The organism is Xanthomonas protegens, assembly GCF_038442435.1.
In the GTDB taxonomy this organism is placed as follows: Bacteria; Pseudomonadota; Gammaproteobacteria; order Xanthomonadales; family Xanthomonadaceae; genus Xanthomonas_A; species Xanthomonas_A sontii.
In genome coordinates, this window is record NZ_JAQJCQ010000008.1 from 159,554 (window position 1) to 186,229 (window position 26,676).

Below are 26,676 nucleotides of genomic sequence, written 5' to 3' on the forward strand. Positions count from 1 at the left end.
TCAGCCCTTGGCCGTCGCGGCGTTCGGCGCGGCGCCGCGTGCCGGCGCAACCGCACGGCCGTGGCCGTCGAGCGCGTCGGTCAGGGCGGTGGCCTCCTGCTCCATCTCGATCACGTAGCCGGCGATGCGGCCCTTGAAATGGCGATGGAAGATCAGCGCCGGCACCGCGATGATCATGCCGGTGGCGGTGCACACCAGCGCCTTGCCGATGCCGCCGGCGAGCTGGTTCACGTCGCCCAGACCATGGTCGAGGATGCCGAGGAACATCTGGATCATGCCGACCACGGTGCCGAGCAGGCCGAGCAGCGGCCCGGCCGAGGCGATGGTGCCCAACGCGTTCAGGTAACGCTCCATGCGGTGCACGACGTGCCGTCCGGTGTCCTCGATGCGCTCGCGCACGATCTCGCGCGGACGGTTGCGCACATCCAGGCCGGCCGCGAGCAGCGCACCCAGCGGCGAATTGCGCCGCAGCGATTCGATGTGGGTGGGGTCGAGCTTGCCGCGCGTGGCCCAGTTGCGCACTTCCTGGCCCAGTCCCGGCGGCAACACCTCGCTACGGCGCAGGCTCCAGAACCGCTCCAGGACGATCGCCAGCGCGACCACGCCCAACAGCAGCAATGGCACCATCGGCCAGCCACCGGCCTTGACCAGTTCCCACACGTCGCAACCCTCCGGCACGCTCGGCCGTTCGTTCACTGGCCGATAGGATAGCAGCCGCCCGCGCCCGCTCCGCCGCGTCCCACAGCCGTGCCCGCCAGGGCCGCCGCTCGCGCAGTTGCAGGCCGGCGCGCCCCAGCCACACGCGCAGCGCACCGCCCTGCGGCGTGCCGGCGACCTCGGCGCCGGCTGCCTGCCAGCGCGCCACCACGCCCGGATGCGGATGGCCGAAGCGGTTGCCGTAGGCCGCCGAGACCAGCACCAGCCGCGCGCCGGTGTTGGCGACGAAGGCCGGCTGCGAGGAATGCGCGCTGCCATGGTGCGGCGCCACCACCACGTCGGCGCGCAGCGCCTGCGGCGCCTCGCGCAGCAACTTGCGCTCGACCACGTCGCCGATATCCCCGGCCAGCAACAGCGCGCCATGCGCGGTTTCCACGCGCAACACGCAGCTGGACTCGTTGCGCAGATAGGGAAAGTGCGGCGCCGGATGCAGGAACCGGAACCGCACGCCATCCCATTCCCAGGCATCGCCGGTGACGCAGGGGCGGTCCAGCGGCACCGGCGCGCCGGCCGGGGCATGGATCAGGCCGATCGGCAGTGCCGCGCGCACTGCGGCCAGGCCACCGGCATGATCGTTGTCGCCATGACTGATCACCGCGCGATCCAGCCGCGCCACGCCAAGCGCATGCAGCGCCGGCACCACGACCCGCTCGCCGGCGTCGTAGCCGTCCTCGACCGCCGGCCCGGTGTCGTACAGCAACTGGTGATGCGCGGTGCGCACCAGCAACGACAGGCCCTGCCCCACGTCGAACATCACCAGATCGACCTCGCCCGGTCGCGGTCGCTCCAGCGGCGGCCATAGCAAGGGCAACCACAGCAGCGCCGCCAGCGGCTTGCCCGGCACCGCGCGCGGCAGCAGCAGCCAGAACGCGCCCAGCAGGGCCAGCGGCAGCGCCCAGTCGCGCGCCTCCGGCAACCAGCGCAGGGCGAAGCGGCTCTCGCCCAGGGCGACGAACAACGGCCAGGTCAGGTCGAAGCAGGCCGCGGCCAGACGCCACAGCCAGGCACCGGCGCCGGCATGCAGTGCCTCCAACGCGGTGCCGAGCAGGGCCAGCGGGACCACCACCAGGCTCCACCACGGGATCGCCAGCAGGTTGGCCAGCGGCCCGACCAGGGACGCCTGCCCGAACAGCATCGTGCTCACCGGCAGCAGGCCGACCGTGGCCACGCCCTGCGCGGTCAGGAAACTGCGCAGCGTCTCGCGCCAGCCGCGGCCGGCGTCGGGCATGCACCAGGCCAGCCAGGCGACGCCCAGGAAGCTCAGCCAGAAGCCGGCCGAGAGCACCGCCAGCGGGTCGCAGAGCAGCATGGCGATCGCCGCCAGCGCCAATGCGTCGACCACCCGCACCGGTCGCCGCCACAACCGTGCCACCACCACCACCGCGATCATCAGGGCGGTGCGCACGGTCGGCAGGGCCATGCCCGACACCAGGGTGTAGCCGCCGGCGCCGAGCAGCGCCAGCGCGGCAGCCGCCTGGCGCCGCGGCCAAGAGCGGCCCAGTTGCGGCCACAGCCGCCACAGCCCGCCACCGAGCAAGGCGAAGGCGCCGGCGACCAGGCCGACATGGAACCCGGAGATGGCGATGAGATGGGTCAGTCCGGCGGCGCGCAGGATGCGCCAGTCGCGATCGTCCAGCCGCCGCGTGTCGCCCAGCGCCAGCGCCTGCACGTAGCGCGCCGAGGCCTGCGGCACGGCCGCGGCGATGCGCGCGGACATGTCGGCGCGCCAGGCGTCGATGCCCTGCCCCGGCGTCAATTGCGCTGCCGCCTGCGGCGCCACCACGTAGCCACTGGCGCTGATCCGCTGCGCCAGCGCATAGGCCTCGGCATCGAAGCCACCGGGATTGCTCAAGCCGCGCGGTGCACGCAGGCGCACCTGCAGTTGCCAGCGCGCGCCGGCGCGCAAGGCGCTGCGCGGTCCGATCTGGTGCGTGCCGAAGTCGTCGTACCACGCCAGTTGCAGCAGGCGCCCGCGCAATGGCGCCGGCTGCGTCGCATCGGTGTCCACGCGCAACAGGAAGCGGGTGCGGCGGATTTCGGCCTGCGGCAGTTCCACCACCTGGCCGCGGACGTCGACCACGCGTTTTTCCCAGTCGGCCGGCAACTGCCGCGCCAGCACCATGCCGGCGATCAGCGCCAGCCAGCCGGCGCCGATCGCGAACGCGCCCAGCCAGCGCCAGCGCGGCGCCACTGCATACAGCACCACCCCGACGAACAGGACCGTCAACGCCAGCGGCCACGGCGGCAGGCGCGGCAGCCACAGCGCCGCCAGCACCCCGGTGGCGAGGCTGGCGGCGATCGCAGGACCGAACGGCGCCACGGCCGGCCAACGCGCAGCGCGGGCCGCGGCGGGGTCCTGGCATGGCACGGCGTCTGCCGACGGTTGCATGTGCTTGCCCTCCTTGGCATCGGTGGATCGGAAGCGCGAGACGAAGCGGCGCAACGTGCACATCGCGCGACACCGTCCCTATCGCCATGCCAGCGTCGCATCCCGCCTGGACGCGGGCCATCGGTCCATGCCGCGGCACCGCGTCAGAATTCGCCTAACGCGCGAGCGCGCGCCGGGTCACAGTCCCGACGCAGTTCTCCACAGCTTCATCGCCCCGCGCCTATGGTGCGATACCCCACGTCGTAAGGAGTTCGCGCATGCGCAAGGGCATCGCATTGATCGTCGGAGTCACTGGCATCTCCGGCTACAACCTCGCCAACGTGCTGGTCGCCGAGGGCTGGACCGTCTATGGGCTGGCACGCCGCCCGGTGCCGCAGGACGGCGTGATTCCGGTGGCGGCCGATCTGCTCGACCGCGACGCCACCGTGGCCGCGCTGCGCGGGCTGCCGATCACCCACGTGTTCTTCTGCACCTGGACCCGGCGCGACACCGAAAAGGAAAACGTCGCCGCCAACGGCGCGATGCTGCGGCACCTGTGCGAGGGCCTGGACGGCGCGACGCTGCAGCACATGGCGCTGGTCACCGGCACCAAGCATTACCTGGGCTCGTTCGAGCACTACGGCAGCGGCAAGGCGGAAACGCCGTTCCGCGAGAGCGAACCGCGGCAGCCGGGCGAGAATTTCTACTACACGCTGGAAGACCTGCTGTTCGACGCCGCCGTGCGCCACGGCTTCGGCTGGAGCGTGCACCGCTCGCACACCATGATCGGCCAGGCCAACGGCAGCAATGCGATGAACATGGGCGTGACCCTGGCGGTGTATGCGACGCTGTGCAAGCACACTGGTCAGCCGTTCGTATTCCCGGGTTCGCGTGCACAGTGGGACAGCCTCACCGACCTCACCGACGCCGGCCTGCTCGGCCGCCAACTGGCCTGGGCCGCGACCAATCCGGCGGCGCGCAATCAGGCCTTCAATACGGTCAACGGCGACGTGTTCCGCTGGCGCTGGATGTGGGGCGAGATCGCCGCGTTCTTCGGTCTGGAAGCTGCGCCCTATCCGGATGCGCCGATGCCGCTGCAAGCACGCCTGCAGGACACCGCGCCGGCCCTGTGGCGCGAGATCGCCGAGCAGCATGGGCTGGTGCAGGCGGATGTGAACCAGCTCGCGTCGTGGTGGCATACCGATGCCGATCTGGGCCGCGAGATCGAGTGCGTCAACGACATGACCAAGAGCCGCGATCTCGGCTTCCTCGGCTACTACGACAGCCGCGCCTCGTTCCTGGAGCTGTTCACAAGGCTGCGCGCGCAGCGGGTGATTCCCTGAGGCACGCGGCTGGATGGAGAGTCGCCGATGCAGTGGGAAAGCGGCAATCCGGAAGGTTGCCGCCTATGGGGCACGCGGTGCGCTCCAGGACGGTCGCCGTTGTAGGGAGTTGTCTGGGCATGCGAGGCATTGCCGCGGCGACGCGTTTGCTGGGCATGCTGTACAAAGTTTTTCGGCGCCGACAGCAACCAACGCCGGCGACATGCCCGGCTTCGTTCGTCGCGGCTGAAGCCGCTCCTACATGGAGTGCATGTGTAGGAGCGGCTTTCAGCCGCGACGGGCTCTAGCGGTGATGCTCCGTCGCGACTGAAGCCGCTCCTACGGGGCGCTTGCGCTAGAAGTGCTTTCGCCTGTCCGAGGATCTCCGGCGTCGGCAAATGCTGAAGCCGCTGCGGCTCGCTGCGTCGTTCGTCGCGCCTGACCTCGCTCCACCGCTCGGCGAAGCGACGATCTGCACTGTGGGAAGGACTTCAGTCCCGACGCGCACTGCATCAGGGAGCAAGACACTGCTTTTGTCGTGACCGCAGGCGCTGCACAGCAAGCGAGGCTGTCACGCCTGGCCATGCACGCAACAGGCTTCAGCCGCGCACGCCCCTCAGACCGCGATCATGCTCCTTCACCGTACAATGCGGCGGCACATCGCGGCCGCCACCACGCTCGTTCAAACGTCCGCAGGCGCCAGTTCGCGCAGCTTGCCCTGGTGCAGTTCCAGCACGCGGTCCAGCTTGCGCGCCAGGCTGCGGTCGTGGGTGACCAGGGCCAGGCTGGTGCCCTGCGCACGGTTGAGCTCGAGCATCAGCGCGAATACGTTGGCCGCGGTCTTGTCGTCGAGGTTGCCGGTCGGCTCGTCGCCGAGCACGCAGGCCGGGCGATTGACCAGCGCACGGGCCACCGCGGCACGCTGGCGCTCGCCGCCGGACAGTTCGCCCGGCTTGTGCTCCAGGCGATGGCCCAGGCCCACCGATTCCAGCAGCGCGCGGGCGCGGGCATCGGCGTCCTGGATCGGCGCGCCGCCCAGCAGCACCGGCATCATCACGTTCTCCAGCGCGGTGAACTCGGGCAGCAGGTGATGGAACTGGTAGACGAAGCCCAGCGAGCGGTTGCGCAACTGCCCGCGCGCCGCGTCGGTCAGCGCCGACATGCGCTGGCCGGCCACGTAGACCTCGCCGGAGGTCGGCACGTCGAGGCCGCCGAGCAGGTGCAGCAAGGTGCTCTTGCCGGCACCGGAGGCGCCGACGATGGCCACGGTCTCGCCCGCCGCCACGCTCAGCTCCAGGCCGTCGAACACCGGCGTGCGCATCTTGCCTTCGGCGTAAGTCTTGGCCAGGCCTTCGGCGCGGATCGCCGCGTCTGCTTGTCGCTTCTGCATTCCCGATTCCCGATTCCCCATTCCCGATTCCCGGCCCTCATTCATAGCGCAACGCCTCCGCCGGCTGCGTGCGCGCCGCGCGCCAGGCCGGGTACAGCGTGGCCAGGAAGCTCATCAGCAAGGCGACGATGGTGATCACCATGACGTCGTGCGGCTGCATGTCGGTTGGCAGGCCGGTGATGTAGTAGACGTCCTCGGGCAGCAGCTTGATGTTGAACACCGCCTCGATGCCGGCCAGGATCCTCTCCAGGTTGAGCGTCAGCACGATGCCGCCGATCACGCCGGCGACGGTGCCGATCACGCCGATCAGCGTGCCCTGCACCATGAACACCTGCATCACCCCGCCCGGGCTCAGCCCCAGCGTGCGCAGGATGGCGATGTCGGCCTGCTTGTCGGTCACCAGCATCACCTGCGAGGACACCAGGTTGAACGCGCCCATCGCGATGATCAGCGACAGCAGGATGCCCATCACCGTCTTTTCCATCTTCAGCGACTGGTAGAGATTGGCGTTCTCGCGGGTCCAGTCGCTGACCATGTACGGGCCGTGCAGGTTCAGCGCCAGGTCGCGCGCCACGTTCCAGGCCTGATCCATGTCGTACAGCTTCAGGCGCACGCCGGTGACGCCGTCGCCCATGCGCAGCACCCGCTGCAGGTCCGGCATGCTGGTCACCGCCAGGCCGCGGTCGATCTCGTTGTAGCCGGCCTCGAAGATGCCGCTGACGGTGAAGCGCTTGTAGCGCGGCACCATGCCCATCGGGCTGGCCTGCGGCTCGCCCAGCATCACCACCACCTTGTCGCCGACGCCTACGCCCAGCCACAGCGCCAACTCCTGGCCGAGCAGGATGTTGTAGGAACCCGGGATCAGGCTGTCGACCGAGCCCTGCTTCATCTTCTGCGCCAGCACCGAGACCTTGGCCTCTTCCTTGGGCAGGATGCCGCGGACGATCGCCGGCTGGTTGCGCTGGCCGGTGAGCAGCGCCTCTTCCTCGACGTAGGGCGCGGCGCCGGCGACGCGCTTGTCGCGCATCGCCACGTCCACCGCGTGCTGCCAGTCCTCCATCGGCGCGCCCTGCGCGCTGACCGTGGCATGCGCGGCCATCTGCAGCAGGCGGTCGCGGATCTCCTTCTGGAAGCCGCTCATCACCGCCAGGGTGGTGATCAGCACGGTCACGCCCAGGGCGATGCCGAGGATCGAGGCCATGGAGATGAAGGAGATGAAATTGTTGCGGCGCTTGGCGCGCAGATAGCGCAGGCCGATGGCCACGGGTAAGGGTTTGAACATGCGCAGCCACCATCCAGGGAGCGCTATGGTGCCATTTGCGGCGGCGCAGACGAAGCGGCATGGGCGGCAGCGGCCAGACGCAGTTCACGTCGTGCCGCCGGCGGCAGCGTGTCCGGCCACCACGCCAGGCGCTGCGTGCGCCCCTGCGCGTCGCGCCAGCGCACGAACGCCAGCGGTCCGCGCCAGGCGACCTGCAGCTCGGTCACCGCCGTGCCGTCGACGCTGGGCGCACCGGCGCCAGCGGGAACCAGCAGCGTGCGCGGCGCCCGCCTGGCCTCACGGCGCAGCAGCCACGCCGCGTACAGCAGCGCCAACGCGGCTGCCGGCCAGGCCAGGTGCGGCGGCAGGTCGGAGCCGAGCAGCGACAGCGGCGCCAGCGCGCCGAGCAGGGTCAGCGCGGCCAGCAGCCAGCGCGAGGGGCGCCAGTCAAGCCGGCATGGCGCGGATGGAGGCGATGAGATCGGCGGCGCGTGCATCGGGACAGGCCTCGTAGCCCATGAACCAGCGCCACAACTTATCGTCCTCGCAATCGAGCAGGTATAGGAAAACCCCGCGCTCGTCCTCGGAAGCCTCCCCCCAGCGCCGGTCCAGGTAGCGGCCGAACAGCTGGTCCAGTTCGCGCATGCCGCGCCGGCAGCGCCAGCGCAGCTTCTTCAGTTCGGTGCTCTCGTCCATCGCATGCGCCCTTGCCTGGGGGCGGCGCCGCACGGCAGCCGCCGAAAACGAACGCGGCACCGAACCCGAAAGCCGGTGCCGCGCGGTCGGCGGGCAGGCCCGCCGTATGGAACGTCCGCCGCTGCGATCAGGCGCGGCGCGCCATCATCAGCTTCTTGATCTCGGCGATCGCCAGCGCCGGGTTCAGGCCCTTCGGGCAGGTCCGCGCGCAGTTCATGATGGTGTGGCAGCGGTACAGCTTGAACGGATCTTCCAGATCGTCCAGGCGCGCACCGGTGTCCTCGTCGCGCGAGTCGATGATCCAGCGGTAGGCCTGCAGCAGGATCGCCGGACCCAGGTAACGCTCACCGTTCCACCAGTAGCTCGGGCAGCTGGTCGAGCAGCACGCGCACAGGATGCACTCGTACAGGCCGTCGAGCTTCTTGCGGTCTTCCGGCGACTGCAGCCGCTCGCGATCCGGCGGCGGCGGGGTCTGGGTGCGGATCCACGGCTTGATCGAGGCGTACTGCGCGTAGAAGTGGGTCAGGTCCGGCACCAGATCCTTGACCACGCTCATGTGCGGCAGCGGGTAGATCGGCACTTCCTTCTTGCCGCAGTCGCTGATCGCCTTGGTGCAGGCCAGCGTGTTGGTGCCGTCGATGTTCATCGCGCACGACCCGCAGATCCCCTCGCGGCACGAGCGGCGGAAGGTCAGGGTCGGGTCGATCTCGTTCTTGATCTTGATCAGCGCGTCCAGAACCATCGGGCCGCACGCGTCCAGGTCCACCTCGTAGGTGTCGGTCCGCGGGTTGCTGTCGTCGTCCGGATTCCACCGGTAGACCTTGAAGGTCCGCACGTTCTTCGCGCCCTTGGCGGGAAAGTGCTTGCCCTTGCCGATCTTGGAATTCTTGGGGAGGGTGAACTCTGCCATGGCTTTTAAATCCGGGATTGGGGATTAGGGATTGGGGAGGCGTTGAGAGCAGGAAGCGAAGTGTTCGAATCCCGAATCACCAATCCCCAATCCCGGCTTTGGTCAGTAAACGCGCGGCTTCGGCGGCACCACGTCCACGTCCTTGCTGAGCGTGTACATGTGCACCGGGCGATAGTCGAAGCTGCACTGGCCCTTGTCGTCGACGGTGACCAGCGTGTGCTTCTGCCAGTTGACGTCGTCGCGGTCGGGGAAATCCTCGTGGGCGTGCGCGCCGCGGCTTTCCTTGCGCTGTTCGGCCGAGTTGATCGTCGCCACCGCATTGAGCAGCAGGTTGTTCAGCTCGTAGGTCTCGATCAGGTCGGAATTCCACACCAGCGAGCGGTCGGACACCTTCACGTCCTCGAAGCTGGCGAAGATGTCGGCCATCTTGTCCACGCCTTCCTTCAGCGTCTTGCTGGTGCGGAACACTGCCGCGTCGGACTGCATGGTGCGCTGCATCTTGTCGCGGATCACCGAGGTCGGGGTGCTGCCGTTGGCGTTGCGCAGCTTGTCCAGCAGGCCCAGCGCCTTGTCGCAGGCGTCGCCCGGCAGGCCCTTGTGCGGGGCGCCGGTCTTGATCGTCTCGGCGCAGCGGTTGGCCACCGCGCGGCCGAACACCACCAGGTCGAGCAGCGAGTTGGAGCCCAGGCGGTTGGCGCCGTGCACAGACACGCAGGCGGCCTCGCCGATGGCGTACAGACCCGGCACCACCGCATCGGGGTTGTCGCCGTCCTTGCGCACCACTTCGCCGTGGTAGTTGGTCGGGATGCCGCCCATGTTGTAGTGCACGGTCGGGATCACCGGGATCGGCTGCTTGTGCACGTCGACACCGGCGAAGATGCGCGCGCTCTCGGCGATGCCCGGCAGCTTGTCGTCGATCACGCCCGGTCCGAGGTGGGTCAGGTCGAGCAGGATGTGGTCCTTGTGCTCGCCGACGCCGCGGCCTTCGCGGATCTCGATGGTCATCGACCGCGACACCACGTCGCGCGAGGCCAGATCCTTGTAGTGCGGCGCGTAGCGCTCCATGAAGCGCTCGCCGCTGCTGTTGCGCAGGATGCCGCCTTCGCCGCGCACGCCTTCGGTGATCAGGCAGCCGGCGCCGTAGATGCCGGTCGGGTGGAACTGCACGAACTCCATGTCCTGCATCGGCAGGCCGGCGCGCATCACCAGGCCGCCGCCGTCGCCGGTGCAGGTGTGCGCCGAGGTGGCGCTGAAGTAGGCGCGGCCGTAGCCGCCGGTGGCCAGCACAACGCCGTGGGCGCGGAACAGGTGCAGCGAGCCTTCGGCCATGTCCAGGGCGAGCACGCCGCGGCAGGCGCCTTCCTCGTCGAAGATCAGGTCGAGCGCGAAGTACTCGATCATGAAGCGCGCGTTGTGCGCCAGCGACTGCTGGTACAGCGTGTGCAGCATGGCGTGGCCGGTGCGGTCGGCGGCGGCGCAGGTGCGCTGCGCGGACGGGCCTTCGCCGTACTTGGTGGTCATGCCGCCGAACGGACGCTGGTAGATCTTGCCGTCCTCGGTGCGGCTGAACGGCACGCCGTAGTGCTCCAGCTCGATGATCGCGGGGATCGCCTCGCGGCACATGTACTCGATGGCGTCCTGGTCGCCCAGCCAGTCCGAGCCCTTGATGGTGTCGTAGAAGTGGTAGCGCCAGTCGTCCTCGCCCATGTTGCCGAGCGCGGCGGAGATGCCGCCCTGCGCCGCCACGGTGTGCGAACGGGTCGGGAAGACCTTGGTCAGGCAGACCGTCTGCAGGCCCTTCTGGGCCAGGCCGAAGGTCGCGCGCAGGCCGGCGCCGCCGGCGCCGACCACGACCATGTCGTACTTGTGTTCGGTGATCTTGTAAGCGGACATCGAAATGTGGTTCCTAGAGGGGGCGCCGATGGATCAGGCGATGCCCAGCGCGATGCGCGCCACGGCGAAGATGCTGACGATGGCGCCGAGCACGGCGACGAAGCGCACGATGGTCTGCGCGGCCAGGGCCAGCAGCGAGGTGTGCACGTAGTCTTCCAGCACCACCTGCATGCCGAGCTGGGCGTGCCAGAACGCGGCGATCAGGAAGCCGACCAGCAGGATCGCGTTCCACGGCTTGGCCACGGCTTCGGTGGCGGCGACGTAGTCCGAACCGAGCAGGCTCAGCACGAAGATCAGGAACCAGATCGACAGCGGCACCAGCGCGGTGGCGGTCAGGCGCTGCAGCACGAAGTGCTCGGTGCCGGTCTTGGCCGCGCCCAGGCCGCGGACGTTCTTCAACGGGGTGCGATAGCGGCTCATGCGGTGGCTCCCAGCAGCACGTAGGCCCACACGGCGGCGGTCAGCACGAAGCTGAGCACGACCGACAGCCAGCCGATGGTGACGAAGGCGCGGACGGCGTAGCCCTGGCCGAAATCCTGCAGGATGTGGCGCAGGCCGCCGAACAGGTGGAAAGCGAAGCACCAGGTCCAGCCGAACAGGAACACCTGGCCGTACCAGGCGCCGGCGATGTCGCGGAAGCAGTTCCAGGAGGCGGGGCCGAGCATCAGCGCCAACAGGCCGGCGGCGATGATCAAGGCACCGATCGACAGCACGATGCCGGTGGCTCGATTCAGGATCGAGGTCACCATCTGGATCTGCCAGCGATAGACCTGCAGATGCGGGGAAAGAGGACGTTCGCGCGTAGCCATTCGCTGGGCTCGTTGTCTCGGCTGGGCGGCGTGCTTAAGGCCGCGTTGGCTCAAAGCTGCTCAAAAATCGATGCAGCGTCCGTTTTTCTCCCAGTCGCCGTAGCGCGTCGGCTCGAGGCCGCCGCGCCCGCCGATCTCCCGCGGCGCAGGCTCGGTCTGCGGAGGGGTGTCCTCGGCGGGCCGCTGCGTTTCGGGATCGGACTCGGGTGTGGGGGTTGGTTGGCCTATCATGCGGGTCTCACAACTCGTCAATTTTAGTCCTCCCCTCTCGTGCCTGACAACCTGAATCTGGAATCCGGCGGTTTTTCCGCCCTGCCACACCTGCAATACGTCGCATTGCGCGGTCCGGATGCAGCGGCCTTCGCGCATGCGCAGTTCGCCAACGACGTGCAGGCGCTGGCCGTGGGCCAGTGGCAGTGGAACGCCTGGCTCACCGCCAAGGGCCGAGTGATCGCGGTGTTCGCGCTGCTGCGCCAGGCCGACGACGCCTTGCTGATGCTGCTTCCCGACGGCGGCGCCGAGGACCTGGCGACGGCGCTGGGCCGCTTCGTGTTCCGGCGCAAGCTGCGCCTCACCGTCGAGGACACGCTGCATGCAGTCGGTCGAATGAGCCTACCCGACCAAGCCCGGGGCGCGATGTCGGCGCACGATGAGGCCGGCGTGATCGAGCTGGACATGGGCGGCGACGGCCTGCCGCGCACGCTGCGCCTGGTACCCGCGCCGCCGGTGGATGCGCCGGCGGCCGATCCGGCGCTGACGGCGGCCTGGCGCGCGACCGACCTGCGCCTGGGCCTGGCCCGGCTTGCGCCGAGCCAGCGCGAACAGTGGACGCCGCAGCAGTTGGGCCTGGACCGGCTGCACGCCTTCAGCGTCAAGAAAGGCTGCTATCCCGGCCAGGAAATCGTCGCCCGCACCCACTTCCTGGGCAAGGCCAAGCGCGCGGCGCAGTTGCTGGAGGTGGATGAAACCGTTGCGATCGACGCAGCGGTGCTGCGCGACGGCCAGCCGTTCGGCAGCGTGGTCAGCGTCGCCGGCAGCCTGGCATTAGCGGTGCTGCCGCTGGACGAGACACCGCCGACGGGGCTGGACGTCGACGGCCACCCCGCAAGGTGGCAGCCCCTGGTCGAGGGCCTGGCGCGCTGAGCGCGCGCCGTTACGCCAGATTTGCTACGGCTGTTGCGAATCCCCAATCCCCAATCCCGACTCCCGCGCCTCCAGGCGCCCCCCACTCTCGCCATCGAAGAAGTGCAGCGCATCGCCGCGCACCGCCACCCGCAGGCGCTCGCCCAGGCCCGGCAGCGCGCGCGGCGCCACCCGCATCACCAGCGGCTGCGCACCGTGGCTGAGATTGACGAAGATCTCGTTGCCGACCGGCTCGATCACCTCGATGGTCGTCTCGAAGCCACCCTGGCCCTCGTCGCTGGGCTGCAGATGCTCCGGCCGCACGCCGATCGCCAGCTCCCGGCCCAGCCACTGCGGCGCGATCTGCGCACCCGGCAGCGGCACCCGTCCGCCATCCTGCAACTGCAGATGCAGGCCGCCCTCCTCGACCAGCCGCCCGCGCAGCACGTTCATCGCCGGGCTGCCGAGGAAACCGGCCACGAACAGGTTGGCCGGGCGGTCGTACAGCGCCATCGGCGTGTCGATCTGCTGGATCATCCCGTCCTTGAGCACCACGATGCGCTGGCCCAGGGTCATCGCCTCGACCTGGTCGTGGGTGACGTAGATCATGGTGGTGCCGAGCTTGCGGTGCAACTGCGCGATCTCGGTGCGCACGGAATGGCGCAGCTTGGCGTCCAGGTTGGACAGCGGCTCGTCGAGCAGAAACACCGCCGGCTCGCGCACCAGCGCGCGGCCCAGCGCCACGCGCTGGCGCTGGCCGCCGGACATGGCCCGCGGCAGCTTGCCCAGCATCGGGGTCAGGCCCAGGGTGTCGGCCGCGGCGGCCACGCGCTGGCGGATGACCTCCTTGCTCTCGCCGCGCAGCTTGAGCCCGAACGCCAGGTTCTCGGCCACGGTCATGTGCGGGTACAGCGCATAGCTCTGGAACACCATGGCGATGTCGCGGTCCTTCGGCGCCACGTCGTTGACCACGCGCTCGCCGATGCGCAGCTCGCCGCCGCTGATCTCTTCCAGGCCGGCGATCATCCGCAGCAGCGTGGACTTGCCGCAGCCCGACGGCCCGACCAGCACCATCAGTTCGCCGTCGGCCACTTCGAAGCTGGCCCCGTGCACGGCGACCTGGCCGTTGTCGTAGACCTTGCGGATGTTGTCCAGTTGTACTTTCGCCATGTATCCGGTTTCCGGCAGGAGGTAACGGGCTGCCGCCGGTCCCTCCCGAGGGCAGTGCATACGAATGCGGGTCGCATCATGCCCGCGCGCAGGCAACAATGGATCGCGATGCGGTATTCTGCCATGTAACCGTTTTCACGGGGCAACATCGAGCCTGGGAGGGCACGCAATGCGATCCGCCAGCCGCCGATCCGGCGCGCCATCGTCATCATGCCGAATGACAGCCGGCCTGCAGCATGAGGCATTGGAGAGGTATGCTCAGAGGTCTGGCAGTCGTATTCATCTCCTGGATCGTGCGTCCCCGCCTGGCGGCCGTCCCGCGTCACGCCCTCGCCCGAACCGGCCGGATACAGGCCGTTCCCGCCGTTCGCTTTCCCACGCCACGTCACTCCTAGCCCCCAGGTGATCGACACCATGTCACCCGAAACCGAAACCCGGTCGATGCACGATACCTTCCTGTTGTTCGGCGCCACCGGCGATCTGGCCCAGCGCTATCTGTTCCCCTCGCTGCTGCGCATGCTCGACGACGGCTTCCTGCCGGAAGACTTCCGCATCCGCGCGCTGGCGCTGTCGCCGCACGACACCGCCAAGTTCCACGAGATCCTCAAGCCGCGCCTGCAGGTGGCGATGCCGCAGATCGGCGAATCGATCGTGCAGGCGCTGCTGGCGCGCATCGACTACCGCTCGGTGGACCTGCGCGATGCCGAATCGGTCGCCGCCGCGGTGCGCGACCTGACCGCGCGCCGCTGCGTGAGCTACCTGGCGATCCCGCCGGGGCTGTACATCAGCACCTGCCAGGGCCTGGCCCTGGGCGGCGCCCTGGCCGCACCGCACCGGCTGATGCTGGAGAAGCCGATCGGCCACGATTCGGACAGCGCCCGCGAGATCGTGCAGGCGATCGGCGCGCTGATCGACGAGGACCGCGTGTTCCGCCTGGACCACTACCTGGGCAAGGCCGCGGTGCAGAACCTGATCGCGCTGCGCTTCGGCAACACCCTGCTGGAAGCGGTGTGGAACCGCAACTACATCGAGTCGGTGGACATCCTGGTCGCCGAGAGCGAGGGCGTGGACGGTCGCGACGCCTACTACGCGCGTTCCGGCGCACTGCGCGACATGGTGCAGAGCCATATCCTGCAGCTGCTGTGCCTGGTGGCGATGGAGCCGCCGGCGTCGCTGGAAGCCGACCGCATCCGCGACGAGAAGGTCAAGGTACTGCGCGCGCTGCGTCCGCTGAGCGCAGAGCATGCCGCCCGCGACAGCGTGCGCGGGCGCTACACCGCCGGCACCATCAACGGCCAGCCGGCGCAGGCCTACCAGCCGCCGGAAGGCAGCGACGTGGAAACCTTCGCCGCGGTCACCGCCTACATCGACAACTGGCGCTGGGCCGGCGTGCCGTTCCGGCTGTGCACCGGCAAGCGCCTGGCCGAGCGCTCCACCCGCGTGGTGGTCACGCTCAAGCCGGTCACCCATTGGCTGTTCGAGCGCCCGGCCGCGCAGCAGGTGGCGCCGAACCGGCTGACCTTCCAGCTGCAGCCGCAGGAGAACATCGAACTGGGGCTGATGAGCAGCCTGGCCGGCCCGGAATGGGGCGCGCTGGAACTGCAGCCGCTGGAACTGGAACTGTCGGTGCCCACCGGCCTGCACCGCCGCATCGCCTACGAGCGGCTGATGCTCGACGCGCTCAACGGCAACCACGCGCTGTTCGTGCGCGACGACGAGGTGCGCGCCGCCTGGGCCTGGATCGACAGCGTCAGCGCCGCCTGGGCGCAGGCGCGCCTGCCGCTGCTGCCCTACCCGGCCGGCAGCTGGGGGCCGCAGGAAGCGCAGGCCTACGTCTCCTGCGACCAGTCCGGCGCCGCGCCGAAGGTCGCGCAATGAGCGCGCCGCAGCGCCCGGTGCTGGTCGCCGACATCGGCGGCACCAATGCCCGTTTCGCCCTCGCCGATCTCGACGCCTCGGTGCCGCTGCTCGACGACAGCACCCAGACCTACGCGGTGGTGGAATTCCCGTCGCTGGGCGACGCTGCCCGCCACTACCTGGAACAGACCGGGGTGGACGCGCGCAGCGGCACCTTCGCCGTCGCCGGCCGCGTCGATGGCGACGAGGCGCGCATCACCAACCATCCGTGGGTGATCTCGCGGGCGCGCACCCGTGCCATGCTCGGCTTCGACGAACTGCACCTGATCAACGACTTCGCCGCGCAGGCGATGGCGATCAGCCTGCTGCGGCCGCAGGACGTGGTCCAGGTCGGCGGCGCCAGCTGGACCCCGTCGCCGGTCGAGGTGCCGCGCAACTACGGCGTGATCGGCCCCGGCACCGGCCTGGGCGTGGGCGGCCTGCTGATGCGCGGCGGGCGCTGCTTTCCGCTGGAGACCGAGGGCGGCCACGTCAGCTTCCCGCCGGGTACGCCGGAGGAGATCCGCATCCTGGAGCTGCTGTCGCAGCAGTTCGGCCGCGTCTCCAACGAGCGCCTGATCTGCGGCCCCGGCCTGGTCAACATCCACCGTGCGCTCAGCGAGATCGCCGGCGACGACCCGGGCCCGCTGCAGCCGGAAGACATCACCGCGCGCGCCGCGCAGGGTGACTACCGGGCGATGCGCACGGTGGACGTGTTCTGCGCCGTGTTCGGCGCCATCGCCGGCGACCTGGTGCTGATGCAGGGCGCCTGGGACGGCGTGTTCCTGACCGGTGGGCTGGTGCCGAAGATGCTCGACGCGATCCAGCATTCCGGGTTCCGCCAGCGCTTCGAGCACAAGGGCCGGTTTTCGTCGATCATGGCGCGGGTGCCGTCGCTGGCGGTGATCCATCCCCGTCCCGGCCTGCTCGGCGCCGCCGCCTACGCGGTGGACGCCGCGCGGCAATCCCCAGGAGCCATTGCATGAGCCCCACGCTGTCCGACCGCATCACGCTGATCCGCTACGACGATCCGGACGAATGGATCGACGCGGCGGCGGCCGAGATCGGCACCGCGCTGCGCGAGGAGATCCAGCGCCGCGGCGGCGCGCGCCTGCTGCTGTCCGGCGGCACCACCCCGGCGCCGGTGTACCAGGCGCTGGCCGAGCTGCCGCTGGACTGGTCCAAGCTGGAGGTCGGCCTGGTCGACGAGCGCTGGCTGTCGCCGCAGGACAGCGACAGCAACGCCTATCTGGTCCGGCACAGCCTGCTCGACCGCGCCGAAGAGGCGCGCTTCGAGCCGCTGGTGCGGGTCGGCAAGCCGCTGCAGGACTGCGTGCACGCGGCCAACCTGCACGCGCAGCACGCCCCGGCCCCGTGCATGGCAGTGTTGGGCATGGGCGGCGACGGCCACACCGCCTCGCTGTTCCCGGGCGCCACCGACCTGAACAAGGCCCTGGCCAACCCGCTGCCCTACGCCACGCTCGACGCCACCGGCTGCCCTGGCGCCAACACCTGGCCGCTGCGCATCACCCTGACCCCGGCCGGCCTGGCGCCGATCGGCCAGCGCATGCTGCTGTTGCGCGGCAAGCAGAAACTGGAGGTGCTGGAGCGCGCGCTGGCCGGCACCGATCCGCACGAGTACCCGATCCGCGTCGCCTTCGACACGCCTGGTGCGCGCCTGCGCGTGCATTGGTGCGAGTGATGCCGGGAGTGGGGATTGGGGATTAGGGATTCGCCACGGCTGCGCGCTGATGCGTTCCCGCTCTTCCGATTCCCGATCTTCGCTCTTCCGATTCTCCGTTCCCGTTTCCCGATTCCCCCTTCATAGCCACTTCCGCCAATGAGCCTGCATCCGACCCTCCACGCGATCACCGAACGCATCCGCCAGCGCAGTGCGCCGTCGCGGCGCGCCTACCTGGCCGGCATCGACGCCGCGCTGCGCGACGGTCCGTTCCGCAGCCGCCTGAGCTGCGGCAACCTCGCCCACGGCTTCGCCGCCTGCGGCCCCACCGACAAGAGCCGGCTGGAAGGCGGGATCACCCCCAACCTCGGCATCATCACCGCCTACAACGACATGCTCTCGGCGCACCAGCCGTTCGAGCACTACCCGGAGATCATCCGCAGCACCGCGCGCGCGCTCGGCGCCACCGCGCAGGTGGCCGGCGGCGTACCGGCGATGTGCGACGGCGTGACCCAGGGCCGGCCGGGCATGGAACTGTCGCTGTTCTCGCGCGACGTGATCGCCCAGGCCACCGCCATCGGCCTGAGCCACGACATGTTCGACACCAGCCTGTACCTGGGCGTGTGCGACAAGATCGTGCCCGGCCTGCTGATCGGCGCGCTGGCCTTCGGCCACCTGCCGGCGGTGTTCGTGCCGGCCGGACCGATGACCCCGGGCATCCCCAACAAGCAGAAGGCCGAGGTGCGCGAGCGCTACGCCGCCGGCCAGGCCACCCGCGAGGAACTGCTGGCCGCCGAATCGGCCTCCTACCACGCCCCCGGTACCTGCACCTTCTACGGCACCGCCAACTCCAACCAGGTGCTGCTGGAAGCGATGGGCGTGCAGTTGCCCGGCGCCTCCTTCGTCAACCCCGGCACCCCGCTGCGCGAGGCGCTGACCCAGCAGGCGACCGAGCGCGCGCTGCGCATCACCGCCCTGGGCAGCGACTTCCGCCCGCTGGGCCGGCTGATCGATGAGCGCGCCATCGTCAACGCCGTGGTCGCGCTGATGGCCACCGGCGGCTCCACCAACCACACCATCCACTGGCTGGCAGTGGCGCGTGCGGCCGGCATCGTGCTGACCTGGGACGACCTGGATGCGCTGTCGCAGCTAGTACCGCTGTTGGCGCGGGTGTATCCGAACGGCGAGGCCGACGTGAACCACTTCGCCGCCGCCGGCGGCATCGGCTTCGTGTTCCGCGAGCTGATGGACGCCGGGCTGATGCACGACGACCTGGCCACCATCGTGCCCGGCGGCATGCGCGCCTACGGCGACGAGCCCTGCGTACAGAACGGCAAGCTGGCCTATGTGCCGAGCCCGGCCAAGAGCGCCGACGAGGCGGTGGTGCGTCCGGCGTCCAACCCGTTCGAAGCGCAGGGCGGCCTGCGCCTGCTGCGCGGCAACCTCGGCCGCTCGCTGATCAAGCTGTCGGCGGTGAAGCCGCAGTTCCGCACCATCGAAGCGCCGGCCGTGGTGATCGACGCGCCGCAGGCGCTGAACAAGCTGCACGCCGCCGGCGCGCTGCCGCACGACTTCGTGTTGGTGCTGCGCTACCAGGGCCCGCAGGCCAACGGCATGCCGGAACTGCATTCGCTGGCGCCACTGCTGGGCCTGCTGCAGAACCAGGGCCGGCGCGTGGCGCTGGTCACCGACGGGCGCCTGTCCGGCGCCTCCGGCAAGTTCCCCGCGGCCATCCACGTGACCCCGGAAGCGGCGCGCGGCGGCCCCCTGGCGCGCGTGCGCGAAGGCGACATCGTGCGCCTGGACGGCGAGGCCGGCACCCTGGAAGTGCTGGTGGACGCCGCCGAGTGGGCGGCGCGGCCGCTGGCGCCGAACACCGCGCCGGCTGCGCACGACATGGGCCGCAACCTGTTCGGGCTCAACCGCCGTATGGTCGGCCCCGCCGACCAGGGCGCGCTGTCGATCTCCTGCGGCCCGCCGGCCGCCGACGGCGACCTGTGGAACTACGACGCCGAGTACGACCTGGGCCGCGATGCCGAGGCCGCCGCCGCGCCGCACGAAGCCAAGGACGCCTGAGCGGCGGCGCTGCCGCCGCGCGCCCCACCCTGCCCTGGCCGTGCGCGGCCGGGGCCTTGCCCCCTCGCAACCGAGACGCCCATGACCATCGCCGAACACCAGACCAAGGCCGAACAGCTGCTGCGCGCGGCCGGCATCCTGCCCGTCGTCACCGTCCACACCCTGGAAGAAGCGCGCCGCGTGTCGGCCGCGCTTCTCGAAGGCGGCCTGCCGGCGATCGAACTGACCCTGCGCACGCCGGTGGCGATGGAAGCGCTGGCGATGCTCAAGCGCGAACTGCCGGACATCGTGATCGGCGCCGGCACCGTGCTCAACGCCACCCAGCTGCAGCAGTCGATCGACGCCGGCGCCGACTTCATCGTCACCCCGGGCACCACCCCGACCCTGGCCGACGCCCTGGCGCAGGCGCCGCTGCCGGTGGTGCCGGGCGCGGCCACCCCCAGCGAACTGCTAGCGCTGATGGAACGCGGCTTCCGCGTCTGCAAGCTGTTCCCCGCCTCCGCCGTCGGCGGCCTGGCGATGCTCAAGGGCCTGGCCGGCCCCCTGGCCGAGCTCAAGCTATGCCCCACCGGCGGCATCGGCGAGAGCACCGCCGCCGAATACCTGGCCCAGCCCAACGTGGTCTGCATCGGCGGCTCGTGGATGGTGCCCAAGGACTGGCTGGCCGATGGCGCCTGGGACAAGGTGCGCGAGAGCTCGGCGAAGGCGGCCGCGATCGTGCGTGAAGCCGGGAATCGGGAATAGGGAATCGGGAATCGGTAAAAGCCCGAACCTCGGCTCTCACAGCTCAGGACTCCAGAAGCAAAAAAAGCGCCGGCATGCCGGCGCTTTTTCTTTTTCTTTCGCTGTTGCGATTCCCGAATCCCGATTCCCGATTCCCAGCCTCACCGCACCTCGATCTGCACATCCGCCGGCAACGCGTGGATGCGCAGTTCGCCGTGCTCCCACTGCGCGGTTTCGCCGTTGACGAGGGTGCGGCCCGGTTCGCCCGGGTACGGCCACGGCAGCACCAGGCCGCCGCTGGGCATGCGCAGGCCCTCGGGGATGTTCAGCAGCAGGCGGTTCTTCTGTCGCCGCAACTGGTAGCTCAGCGGCCCTTGCGGGGTGCGCAGCTGCTCGATCGCCACGCCCTTGCCGTCGAACCAGTCGGCGGGGATGCCGGCCGCCAGCACCAGGCTGTCGTCGACGTCGCGGGCGTAGGCGAACATGTCCAGCACCGAGCGCACGAAGTCCGAGGCCACCCAGGCATGCGGCAGGTCGCCGAGGAAGAACGGCTTGCGCGGCGTGCGCGAGACCACTTCGGCCCACTGGTTCCACGCCTGCGGCGTGCGGTCCTTGAAGAAGAACTGGGTCGCCTCCCAGGCGCGCTCGCGCCAGCCCAGGCGCACGAACGCGGACACGTTGCGCCACTCGTACGGCGTGTAGTCCTTCCACTCGCGGGTGCCGTCGCGGCGACCCACGAACTCGCTCCAGTAACGTTCGAAGGTATTGTCGAGCAGCGCCTGCGGCAGCCGGCCCTGCTCGCCGCCCGGTGCCAGCGCGATGGTGGTCGAGGTCGGATCAAAATCACCCAATTCCGCCGAGCCCGGCAGGAAATTGATGTGGTGCTGCTGGGTGGCCGCGTCCAGCGAGGCGTACAGGTCCTGGCGGAACTGGTCGCGCGAGGCGGCGAAGTGCGCGGCATCGTCGATGCGGCCCAGTTCGGCGGCGATGCTCACCGCGTCCTTGTAGCCGCGCAGCGCCCAGAAATTGTCCCAGTACGAGTGCATCGGCTTGGCCGAATAGCCCTCGTGGCTGATCGACACCGGCATCATCCCGTAGAAGGCCGCGTTGCGCGCGCGGTTCTCGTCAGTGCGCTCGCTCAGCCGCAGCTGCTCCATGTAGGTATAGGCGCCGAGCACGTGCGGCCACATCTGCTCCAGGAAGGCGCGGTCGCCGCTGTAGCGGTAGTAGTCGGCGACGCTGTAGATCAGTTCGCCGTGGCTGTCGTTCTCCGGCACCGGGTCGCTGCCGCGATCGTCCACGCAGCACGGCACCATGCCGTTGGCGAACTGGTACGGCGCATACCACTCCACGTATTCGCGGACCACGTCGGCGCGGCCCAGCCGCAGCAGGCCTTCGGAGATCATCGCGCCGTCGCGGATCCAGCTGCGCGAGTACGAGCGCGTGCCCGGCTGCAGGCGAGGGCCGATCCGCGAGATCAGCATGTGCGCCAGCGCGGTGCGCAGCGTGTCGGTCACCGCCTTGCCCTGCGCCGGTACGTGCAGCTGCACGCGGTCCAGCTTCTCGTGCCACTGCGCGGCGACCTGCTGCTGCGCGCGCGCCGCATCGAAGCCCGCCGGCACGCCGGCGCTACCGGTCTGCGGGATCACCAGCGCCACCTCGCGCACCTCGCCCGGGGCCAGGCGCCCGCGGTACAGCAGCGCGCCGGAGGCCAGCCCATCGGGATCCTGCGCCTGCTGCGGCAGGCCGCTGGCGTCGGTACTCAGCCGTTCGACGTCCATGCCGGCGTCGAACGCGCTGGCGTAGGCGGCATCGGGCTTCTGCACCGCGAACACCCGCGGCTGGCCGTTGACCTGGACCTGCGTGCCGGCGAAGGCCAGCGAGCGGATCGGGCTGACCCCGCCGACCGTGTTGAGGAACTGGCTGGGCGGATTGACCTGGAACGGACGCACCGCCAGCGCCAGGGTGTAGTCGTGCGGCTGCTTGCTCGGGTTGCTGAGCCGGTAGCGCGCCACCAGTTGCGCCTGTTCCGGCTCGCCCTGCACGAACGCGGTCACGCGCAGCGCGGCGTTGTCGTGGGTCCAGTCCACGCTGGGAATCGGCAGGTAGTCGTCCTGCAGGCTCTGCGCCGTCTTGACGTCGGCCCAGCTCAGGCGCTTGCCGTCCAGCAGCAGGAACGGCTCGATGCTGAAGCCGCCCTTGCCCACCTCGATCGCGCCATCCTCGCCGACCAGGCCCTGCTCGCGGCCGCCATCCAGGCCGACGATGGTCCAGTACGGCTGCTCGCCGCTGAAGCCGCGCGGGAACCAGCCGCGGGTCGATTGCGCCGCCACCGACTTGATGAAGTCGTTCTGGGTCGCGGCGAAGGCCAGCGGCTGCAGCGTGATGTCGGCGATGCCGTAACGGAAGCTGGGGCCGTCCTGCAGGTCGAAGCGCACGTAGCGCGCCTCGGTTTCCGGCAGCGCCAGCCAGTCGGTGCCGCCGTTGCCGGCGGTCACGCTGCGCAACTCGCGCCAGCTGCGCCCGTCGGCCGAGCCCTGCACGGTGTAGCGCGAGGCATACACGCCCGGCGCCCACTGCACCTTGGCGCCGCCGAACTCACGCACCTTGCCCAGGTCCAGCATCACCGTCTGGGTCTTGGCGTTGCCGCTGTACCAGACGGTGTCGGGCTTGCCGTCGGCGATGCGCTGCTCCAGCGCCGGCGCGGTATCGGTGTTGACCTTGACGGTCAGCGGCGAGGTGTCCTGCGGCGGCAACGGGGTCAGGGTCAGCTGATCGAAGCACACCGTGCCGGCACCACCGACCTGGTTGTAGATGGTGAACTCGATCTGCGCGCTGCGGGTCAGCTCCTTCTCCGGGCTCGGCCCCCAGGCCTTGTCGATCTGCCGCTTCTTGTAGGTGACCGTGCTCCACTGCGTGGGGAAGTCGTAGCGCGGCCGGTTGACCCACCACACGTTGTCGCCGCTGGCGTCGACCAGCTTGAACTGCAGGTCGTTGCGCGGCGACTCGCCGCGCAGCTGGAACGAGAACTGGTAGTTGTCCGGGTACTCGATCGGCACGCTGCGGCGGATACCGGCATAGCCGGACACGCCGTTGAAGTCGTAGTCCAGGCACAGCGCCTTGGCGCGGCCGCCGCTGGGCGCCTGCACCAGCCGGGTCGAGGCGGTGACCTGGTTGGAGACGACGATCTGCCACTTGTCCAGATCGTTGAAGCTGTCCAGCGTCACCGTGGAGGTCGGCGGCGCGGCGACGGCATGGGCGGCCGCCAGTCCCAGCATCGCCAGCATCGCGCGTGCGCCCGTCATCGCCATCCCGTCCTTCATTGCCTTCCCCGTCGCTGTCGTTTCGTTGCGTGTCTGCTTGTGTGTGTCTGTGCATGCCAGCGGGCATCGCACCCGTCGGCGCCCCACGGCATCGCGTTGCTTGCTGTCGCGGCTGAAGCCGCTCCTACACGTCAGGTCTGGCCATCCATGGCCGGGCGTTCGCGAACGCGCGCCAGTGGCGCTCGATGTTCCGCTTCACCGCTGCCATCCATGGCGTGACAATCCCACACCAGATCGTCCGGCCTGGCCATCCATGGCCAGGCGTTCGCGAACGCGCGAGCCAGTGGCTCGCAGGCGCGTTCGCTCACCCCTTCACGCTGCCGAGCAGCAGGCCCTGGATGTAGTAGCGCTGCAGCGCCAGGAACAGCGCCAGCACCGGGACGACGGTGACCACGGCGCCGGCCATCATCATTTCCACGTCCATGATGTGCTCGCGCGACAGCGCCGCCAGCGCCACCGGCAAGGTGTAGTGCTCCTGGTCGGTCAGCACGATCAGCGGCCACATGAAGTCGTTCCACGCCGCCATGAAGGTGAAGATGGTCAGCGTCACCAGTACCGGCTTGAGCATAGGCAGCACGATCTGGAAGAAGATCCGCAGCTCGCCGGCACCGTCGATGCGCGCGGCCTCCAGCAGCTCGTCGGGGATCGAACGCGCGTACTGGCGCACCAGGAAGATGCCGAACACCGTCGCCAGTGCCGGCACGACCACGCCGCCGAAGTTGTTGACCAGGTGCAGTTGCTTCATCAGCAGGAACAGCGGCAGCATCGCCACCTGCGCCGGGATCACCAGCGCCGCCAGCAGGATTTGGAAGATCCGTTCCTTGCCGACGAAGCGCAGCTTGGCGAAGGCGTAGCCGGCCATGGTGTTGATCAGCAGCGAGCCGAAGGTGATCGCGCACGACACCAGCAGGCTATTGGCGAAGTTGCGGGCCATGCCGGTGCGCGAGAACAGCTCGCCGTAGTTGGCCAGGGTGGCGCCGGTGGGCAGCATCGGCGGCGGGAAGCGGCTGGCCTGCCCCGCCGGCATAAACGACACCGACACCATCCACAACAGCGGCGCCAGGCTGATCACGGCGAGCAGCAGCAGCCCGCCGTTGACCAGCAGCGTGTTCCAGCGCGAGGCGCCGATCTCCCGGCTCATACCAGGTCCCTCTTGCGGCCGAAGCGCAGCATCACCGTCGTCACTCCCAGGATGATCAGGAACAGCAGGAACGCCACAGCCGACGCGCGGCCGAGGTTCCACCACTTGAAGCCTTCCTCGAACATGTAATACAGCACGCTGACCGTGCTCTGCAGGGGGTCGCCGCGGGTCATCACGTAGGGTTCGGCGAACAGCTGGAAGTAGCCGGACACGGTAATCACCCCGACCACCAGCAACACCGGCCCCAGCATCGGCAGGGTGATGTGCAGGAACTGCCGCCACTTCGAGGCGCCGTCGATGCGCGCGGCCTCGTACAGGTCCTGCGGGATGGCCTGCAGGCCGGCGAGGAAGATCACCATGTTGTAGCCGAAGTTCTTCCACACCGCGAACAGCATGATGGTCGGCATCGCCCAGTGCGGGTCGCCGAGCCAGTCGATCGGGCCGATGCCCAGGTGCGCCAGGCCGTAGTTGACCAGGCCGTAGCTGGTGTGGAACAGGTAGCGCCAGATCACCGCCACCGCCACCAGCGTGGTCACTACCGGCGCGAACAGCGCGGTGCGGAACAGCGCCTTGAAGCGCGCCACCGGCGCGTTCAGCAGCAGCGCCGCGCCCAGCGAGGCGCCGATGGACAGCGGCACGCCGACGATCACGAAGTACGTGGTGTTCCACAGCGACTTCCAGAACATCGGCGTCTGCAGCAACTCGATGTAGTTGCCGAAGCCGACGAAGCGCAGGTTGTGGCGGTCGGCCAGCGAATACAGGTCGAAGTCGGTGACGCTCAGCGCCAGCGCCGACAGCACCGGCAGGCCGAAGAACACGCCGATCACGATCAGCGCCGGGCCGGCGAACAGCCAGCCGATCAGGGAACCGCGCTTCATGGCGCCGCTCCCGCGGCCGGCGCCGCCGTGCCTTCGCGATGCTGCTGGTGGATCCAGCGGCGTTTCTCCAGGATCTCGTCGACCCGCTTGTCCAGTTCCCGCATTGCCTTCTCCTGCGGTTCGCCGCCGCGCACCACCCGCTCGGTGGCCAGCCGCATCTCCTGCACGATGCGCTCCCACTCCAGGACCTTCGGCGCCGGCTTGACCCGCTCCAGCTGATCGCGGAACGCGTGCGCCAGCGGATCGTCGGCCAGCGACGGATACGCCCAGGTGCTGCGCCGCGGCGGCATGTCGCCGATCAGTGCGTGGAAGCGTGCCTGGATCTGCGGCCGCGACAGGAACTCGATCAACTTCCACGCCGCGTCCTTGTGCTCGGACTTGCGGAAGATCACCAGGCTGGTGCCGCCGGCGATGCCGGCGCCGGGGCCGTCCGGGCCCGGCAGCGGCATGGTGCCCCACTGGTCCTTGAGCGCAGCCGGCTGCACCTTGCGGAACTCGCGGATGTTCCACGGGCCGGAGATGTAGAACGCGTAGAACCCGTTGAAGAATTCGTCCCAGACGTTGGAGATCTGCGTCTCCGACATCTTCGGCGCCCAGCCCTGGTCGAACATGTTGGCGTAGAACGCCAGCGCCTTGCGGAAGCCGGGGCTTTCGAAGTTGCCGTAGTTGTTGTGGTCGCGCAGCAGCGGATCGGGCAGCTGCAGGCCCAGCGACAGTTGCTGCTCGAACTCGTTGAGCGGCATCAGGATGGCGTAGCGCTTCGGCCCGACATGCTTCTTCACCGCCGCCATCGCCTGCTCCCACTCGGCCCAGGTCTGCGGCAGCTTGGTCACCCCGGCGTCGCGCAGCATGTCCTTGCGATAGAACAGCAGGCGCGTGTCCACGTACCAGGGGATGCCGTAGAGCTGACCATCGATAACGCTGGTGTCCCAGATGCCGGGGAAGTAGTCCTTCGGGTCGACCACCTTGGAACGGTCGACATACGGCTGCAGCGGCTGCAGCGTGCCCAGTTCGGCGAATTCCGGGATCCAGGTATTGCCCAGCTGGCACACGTCCGGCAGGCCATCGGCGGCGAAGGCGGTCAGCAGCTTCTCGTGCGCGGCGGTCCACGGGATGTTCTGGATATCGACGTGGATGCCGGGATTCTCCTTCTCGAACTCCGGGATCAGCTCGGCCACCACCTCGGCCTCGCGGCCCATCGCCCAGAACCGCACCACCTCGCCCTTCGGCGCGCGCGCGCACCCGCATACGGCCACCATCAGCAAGCCCAGCGACACCCAACGACCGATCATGCGTGCTG

Annotated in this window: 23 protein-coding genes; 7 read left to right on the forward strand and 16 right to left on the reverse strand. The window is 69.4% G+C overall.

Annotated elements, in window-relative coordinates; genetic code table 11:
* Together PIQ37_RS11395 and PIQ37_RS11400 are read right to left on the reverse strand one after the other, a co-directional pair.
* Complete coding sequence (locus PIQ37_RS11395; protein ID WP_342073557.1) at positions 1 to 660, reverse strand: MotA/TolQ/ExbB proton channel family protein; 660 nt, start codon at positions 658 to 660, stop codon at positions 1 to 3.
* Positions 554 to 3,106, reverse strand: a complete 2,553-nt coding sequence (locus PIQ37_RS11400; RefSeq protein ID WP_342073558.1) for a DNA internalization-related competence protein ComEC/Rec2 — start codon at positions 3,104 to 3,106, stop codon at positions 554 to 556. Before PIQ37_RS11400 ends, PIQ37_RS11395 begins: the two co-directional genes overlap by 107 nt.
* A gap of 257 nt (positions 3,107 to 3,363) precedes the next feature.
* On the opposite strand from PIQ37_RS11400, the gene PIQ37_RS11405 reads away from it, so the two are divergent.
* Positions 3,364 to 4,428 carry an SDR family oxidoreductase gene (locus PIQ37_RS11405; protein ID WP_342073559.1) on the forward strand — a complete coding sequence of 355 codons (1,065 nt, stop codon included), beginning with the start codon at positions 3,364 to 3,366 and terminating at the stop codon, positions 4,426 to 4,428.
* A 661-nt stretch (positions 4,429 to 5,089) separates the two neighbouring features.
* On the opposite strand, the gene lolD is transcribed toward PIQ37_RS11405, so the two are convergent.
* From lolD to PIQ37_RS11450, 9 genes are all read right to left on the reverse strand, one after another.
* The gene (gene lolD / locus PIQ37_RS11410) at positions 5,090 to 5,842 is read right to left on the reverse strand and encodes a lipoprotein-releasing ABC transporter ATP-binding protein LolD (protein WP_407136846.1); all 753 of its coding nucleotides are present in this window, start codon (positions 5,840 to 5,842) and stop codon (positions 5,090 to 5,092) included.
* A complete protein-coding gene (locus tag PIQ37_RS11415; protein ID WP_152182027.1) occupies positions 5,835 to 7,079 on the reverse strand; it encodes a lipoprotein-releasing ABC transporter permease subunit in 1,245 nt (414 codons plus the stop codon). Before PIQ37_RS11415 ends, lolD begins: the two co-directional genes overlap by 8 nt.
* Before the next feature lie 23 nt (positions 7,080 to 7,102).
* Positions 7,103 to 7,555, reverse strand: a complete 453-nt coding sequence (locus tag PIQ37_RS11420; protein WP_342073560.1) for a hypothetical protein — start codon at positions 7,553 to 7,555, stop codon at positions 7,103 to 7,105.
* Complete coding sequence (locus PIQ37_RS11425; RefSeq protein WP_017912578.1) at positions 7,506 to 7,754, reverse strand: FAD assembly factor SdhE; 249 nt, start codon at positions 7,752 to 7,754, stop codon at positions 7,506 to 7,508. Before PIQ37_RS11425 ends, PIQ37_RS11420 begins: the two co-directional genes overlap by 50 nt.
* Before the next feature lie 127 nt (positions 7,755 to 7,881).
* Positions 7,882 to 8,664 (reverse strand): succinate dehydrogenase iron-sulfur subunit, encoded by a 783-nt coding sequence (locus tag PIQ37_RS11430; RefSeq protein WP_017908442.1) that lies wholly within the window; start codon positions 8,662 to 8,664, stop codon positions 7,882 to 7,884.
* Between the two features lie 102 nt (positions 8,665 to 8,766).
* Positions 8,767 to 10,557, reverse strand: coding sequence for a succinate dehydrogenase flavoprotein subunit (gene sdhA, locus PIQ37_RS11435; RefSeq protein WP_010342654.1), 1,791 nt, complete (start codon positions 10,555 to 10,557; stop codon positions 8,767 to 8,769).
* 33 nt (positions 10,558 to 10,590) lie between these two features.
* A complete protein-coding gene (sdhD, locus tag PIQ37_RS11440; protein WP_010342655.1) occupies positions 10,591 to 10,977 on the reverse strand; it encodes a succinate dehydrogenase, hydrophobic membrane anchor protein in 387 nt (128 codons plus the stop codon).
* Positions 10,974 to 11,366: a succinate dehydrogenase, cytochrome b556 subunit gene (gene sdhC / locus PIQ37_RS11445; RefSeq protein ID WP_017912577.1), complete on the reverse strand. Its 393-nt coding sequence runs from the start codon at positions 11,364 to 11,366 to the stop codon at positions 10,974 to 10,976. The genes sdhD and sdhC overlap by 4 nt, the downstream gene beginning before the upstream one ends.
* A 60-nt stretch (positions 11,367 to 11,426) precedes the next feature.
* Positions 11,427 to 11,735, reverse strand: coding sequence for a DUF1674 domain-containing protein (locus PIQ37_RS11450; protein ID WP_318526716.1), 309 nt, complete (start codon positions 11,733 to 11,735; stop codon positions 11,427 to 11,429).
* On the opposite strand from PIQ37_RS11450, the gene ygfZ reads away from it, so the two are divergent.
* Positions 11,637 to 12,509: a CAF17-like 4Fe-4S cluster assembly/insertion protein YgfZ gene (gene ygfZ, locus PIQ37_RS11455; protein WP_342073561.1), complete on the forward strand. Its 873-nt coding sequence runs from the start codon at positions 11,637 to 11,639 to the stop codon at positions 12,507 to 12,509. The two genes, PIQ37_RS11450 and ygfZ, sit on opposite strands and share 99 nt — an antisense overlap.
* Before the next feature lie 24 nt (positions 12,510 to 12,533).
* On the opposite strand, the gene PIQ37_RS11460 is transcribed toward ygfZ, so the two are convergent.
* On the reverse strand, positions 12,534 to 13,658 hold the full coding sequence (locus tag PIQ37_RS11460) for an ABC transporter ATP-binding protein (RefSeq protein WP_342073562.1): 1,125 nt from the start codon (positions 13,656 to 13,658) through the stop codon (positions 12,534 to 12,536).
* A gap of 414 nt (positions 13,659 to 14,072) precedes the next feature.
* Here PIQ37_RS11460 and zwf point away from each other — a divergent pair, with 414 nt between their 5' ends.
* From zwf to PIQ37_RS11485, 5 genes are all read left to right on the forward strand, one after another.
* Complete coding sequence (gene zwf / locus PIQ37_RS11465) at positions 14,073 to 15,536, forward strand: glucose-6-phosphate dehydrogenase (protein WP_342073563.1); 1,464 nt, start codon at positions 14,073 to 14,075, stop codon at positions 15,534 to 15,536.
* Complete coding sequence (gene glk / locus PIQ37_RS11470) at positions 15,533 to 16,540, forward strand: glucokinase (RefSeq protein ID WP_017917730.1); 1,008 nt, start codon at positions 15,533 to 15,535, stop codon at positions 16,538 to 16,540. Before zwf ends, glk begins: the two co-directional genes overlap by 4 nt.
* On the forward strand, positions 16,537 to 17,256 hold the full coding sequence (pgl, locus tag PIQ37_RS11475) for a 6-phosphogluconolactonase (RefSeq protein ID WP_017917731.1): 720 nt from the start codon (positions 16,537 to 16,539) through the stop codon (positions 17,254 to 17,256). The genes glk and pgl overlap by 4 nt, the downstream gene beginning before the upstream one ends.
* A gap of 138 nt (positions 17,257 to 17,394) precedes the next feature.
* Positions 17,395 to 19,311: a phosphogluconate dehydratase gene (gene edd / locus PIQ37_RS11480; RefSeq protein WP_342073564.1), complete on the forward strand. Its 1,917-nt coding sequence runs from the start codon at positions 17,395 to 17,397 to the stop codon at positions 19,309 to 19,311.
* Positions 19,312 to 19,392: 81 nt separating this feature from the next.
* The gene (locus PIQ37_RS11485; protein ID WP_342073565.1) at positions 19,393 to 20,055 is read left to right on the forward strand and encodes a bifunctional 4-hydroxy-2-oxoglutarate aldolase/2-dehydro-3-deoxy-phosphogluconate aldolase; all 663 of its coding nucleotides are present in this window, start codon (positions 19,393 to 19,395) and stop codon (positions 20,053 to 20,055) included.
* Between the two features lie 140 nt (positions 20,056 to 20,195).
* Here the strand turns inward: PIQ37_RS11485 and PIQ37_RS11490 are convergent, their stop codons facing one another.
* The 4 genes from PIQ37_RS11490 to PIQ37_RS11505 form a co-directional block, all read right to left on the reverse strand.
* The gene (locus PIQ37_RS11490) at positions 20,196 to 23,312 is read right to left on the reverse strand and encodes a discoidin domain-containing protein (RefSeq protein WP_342073590.1); all 3,117 of its coding nucleotides are present in this window, start codon (positions 23,310 to 23,312) and stop codon (positions 20,196 to 20,198) included.
* A 349-nt stretch (positions 23,313 to 23,661) separates the two neighbouring features.
* The gene (locus PIQ37_RS11495) at positions 23,662 to 24,498 is read right to left on the reverse strand and encodes a carbohydrate ABC transporter permease (protein ID WP_017909683.1); all 837 of its coding nucleotides are present in this window, start codon (positions 24,496 to 24,498) and stop codon (positions 23,662 to 23,664) included.
* Entirely contained in the window at positions 24,495 to 25,376 is an 882-nt protein-coding gene (locus tag PIQ37_RS11500; RefSeq protein ID WP_010342668.1) for a carbohydrate ABC transporter permease, read from the reverse strand. The genes PIQ37_RS11495 and PIQ37_RS11500 overlap by 4 nt, the downstream gene beginning before the upstream one ends.
* A complete protein-coding gene (locus tag PIQ37_RS11505; protein WP_407136856.1) occupies positions 25,373 to 26,668 on the reverse strand; it encodes a sugar ABC transporter substrate-binding protein in 1,296 nt (431 codons plus the stop codon). The genes PIQ37_RS11500 and PIQ37_RS11505 overlap by 4 nt, the downstream gene beginning before the upstream one ends.
* Positions 26,669 to 26,676: the final 8 nt, after the last annotated feature.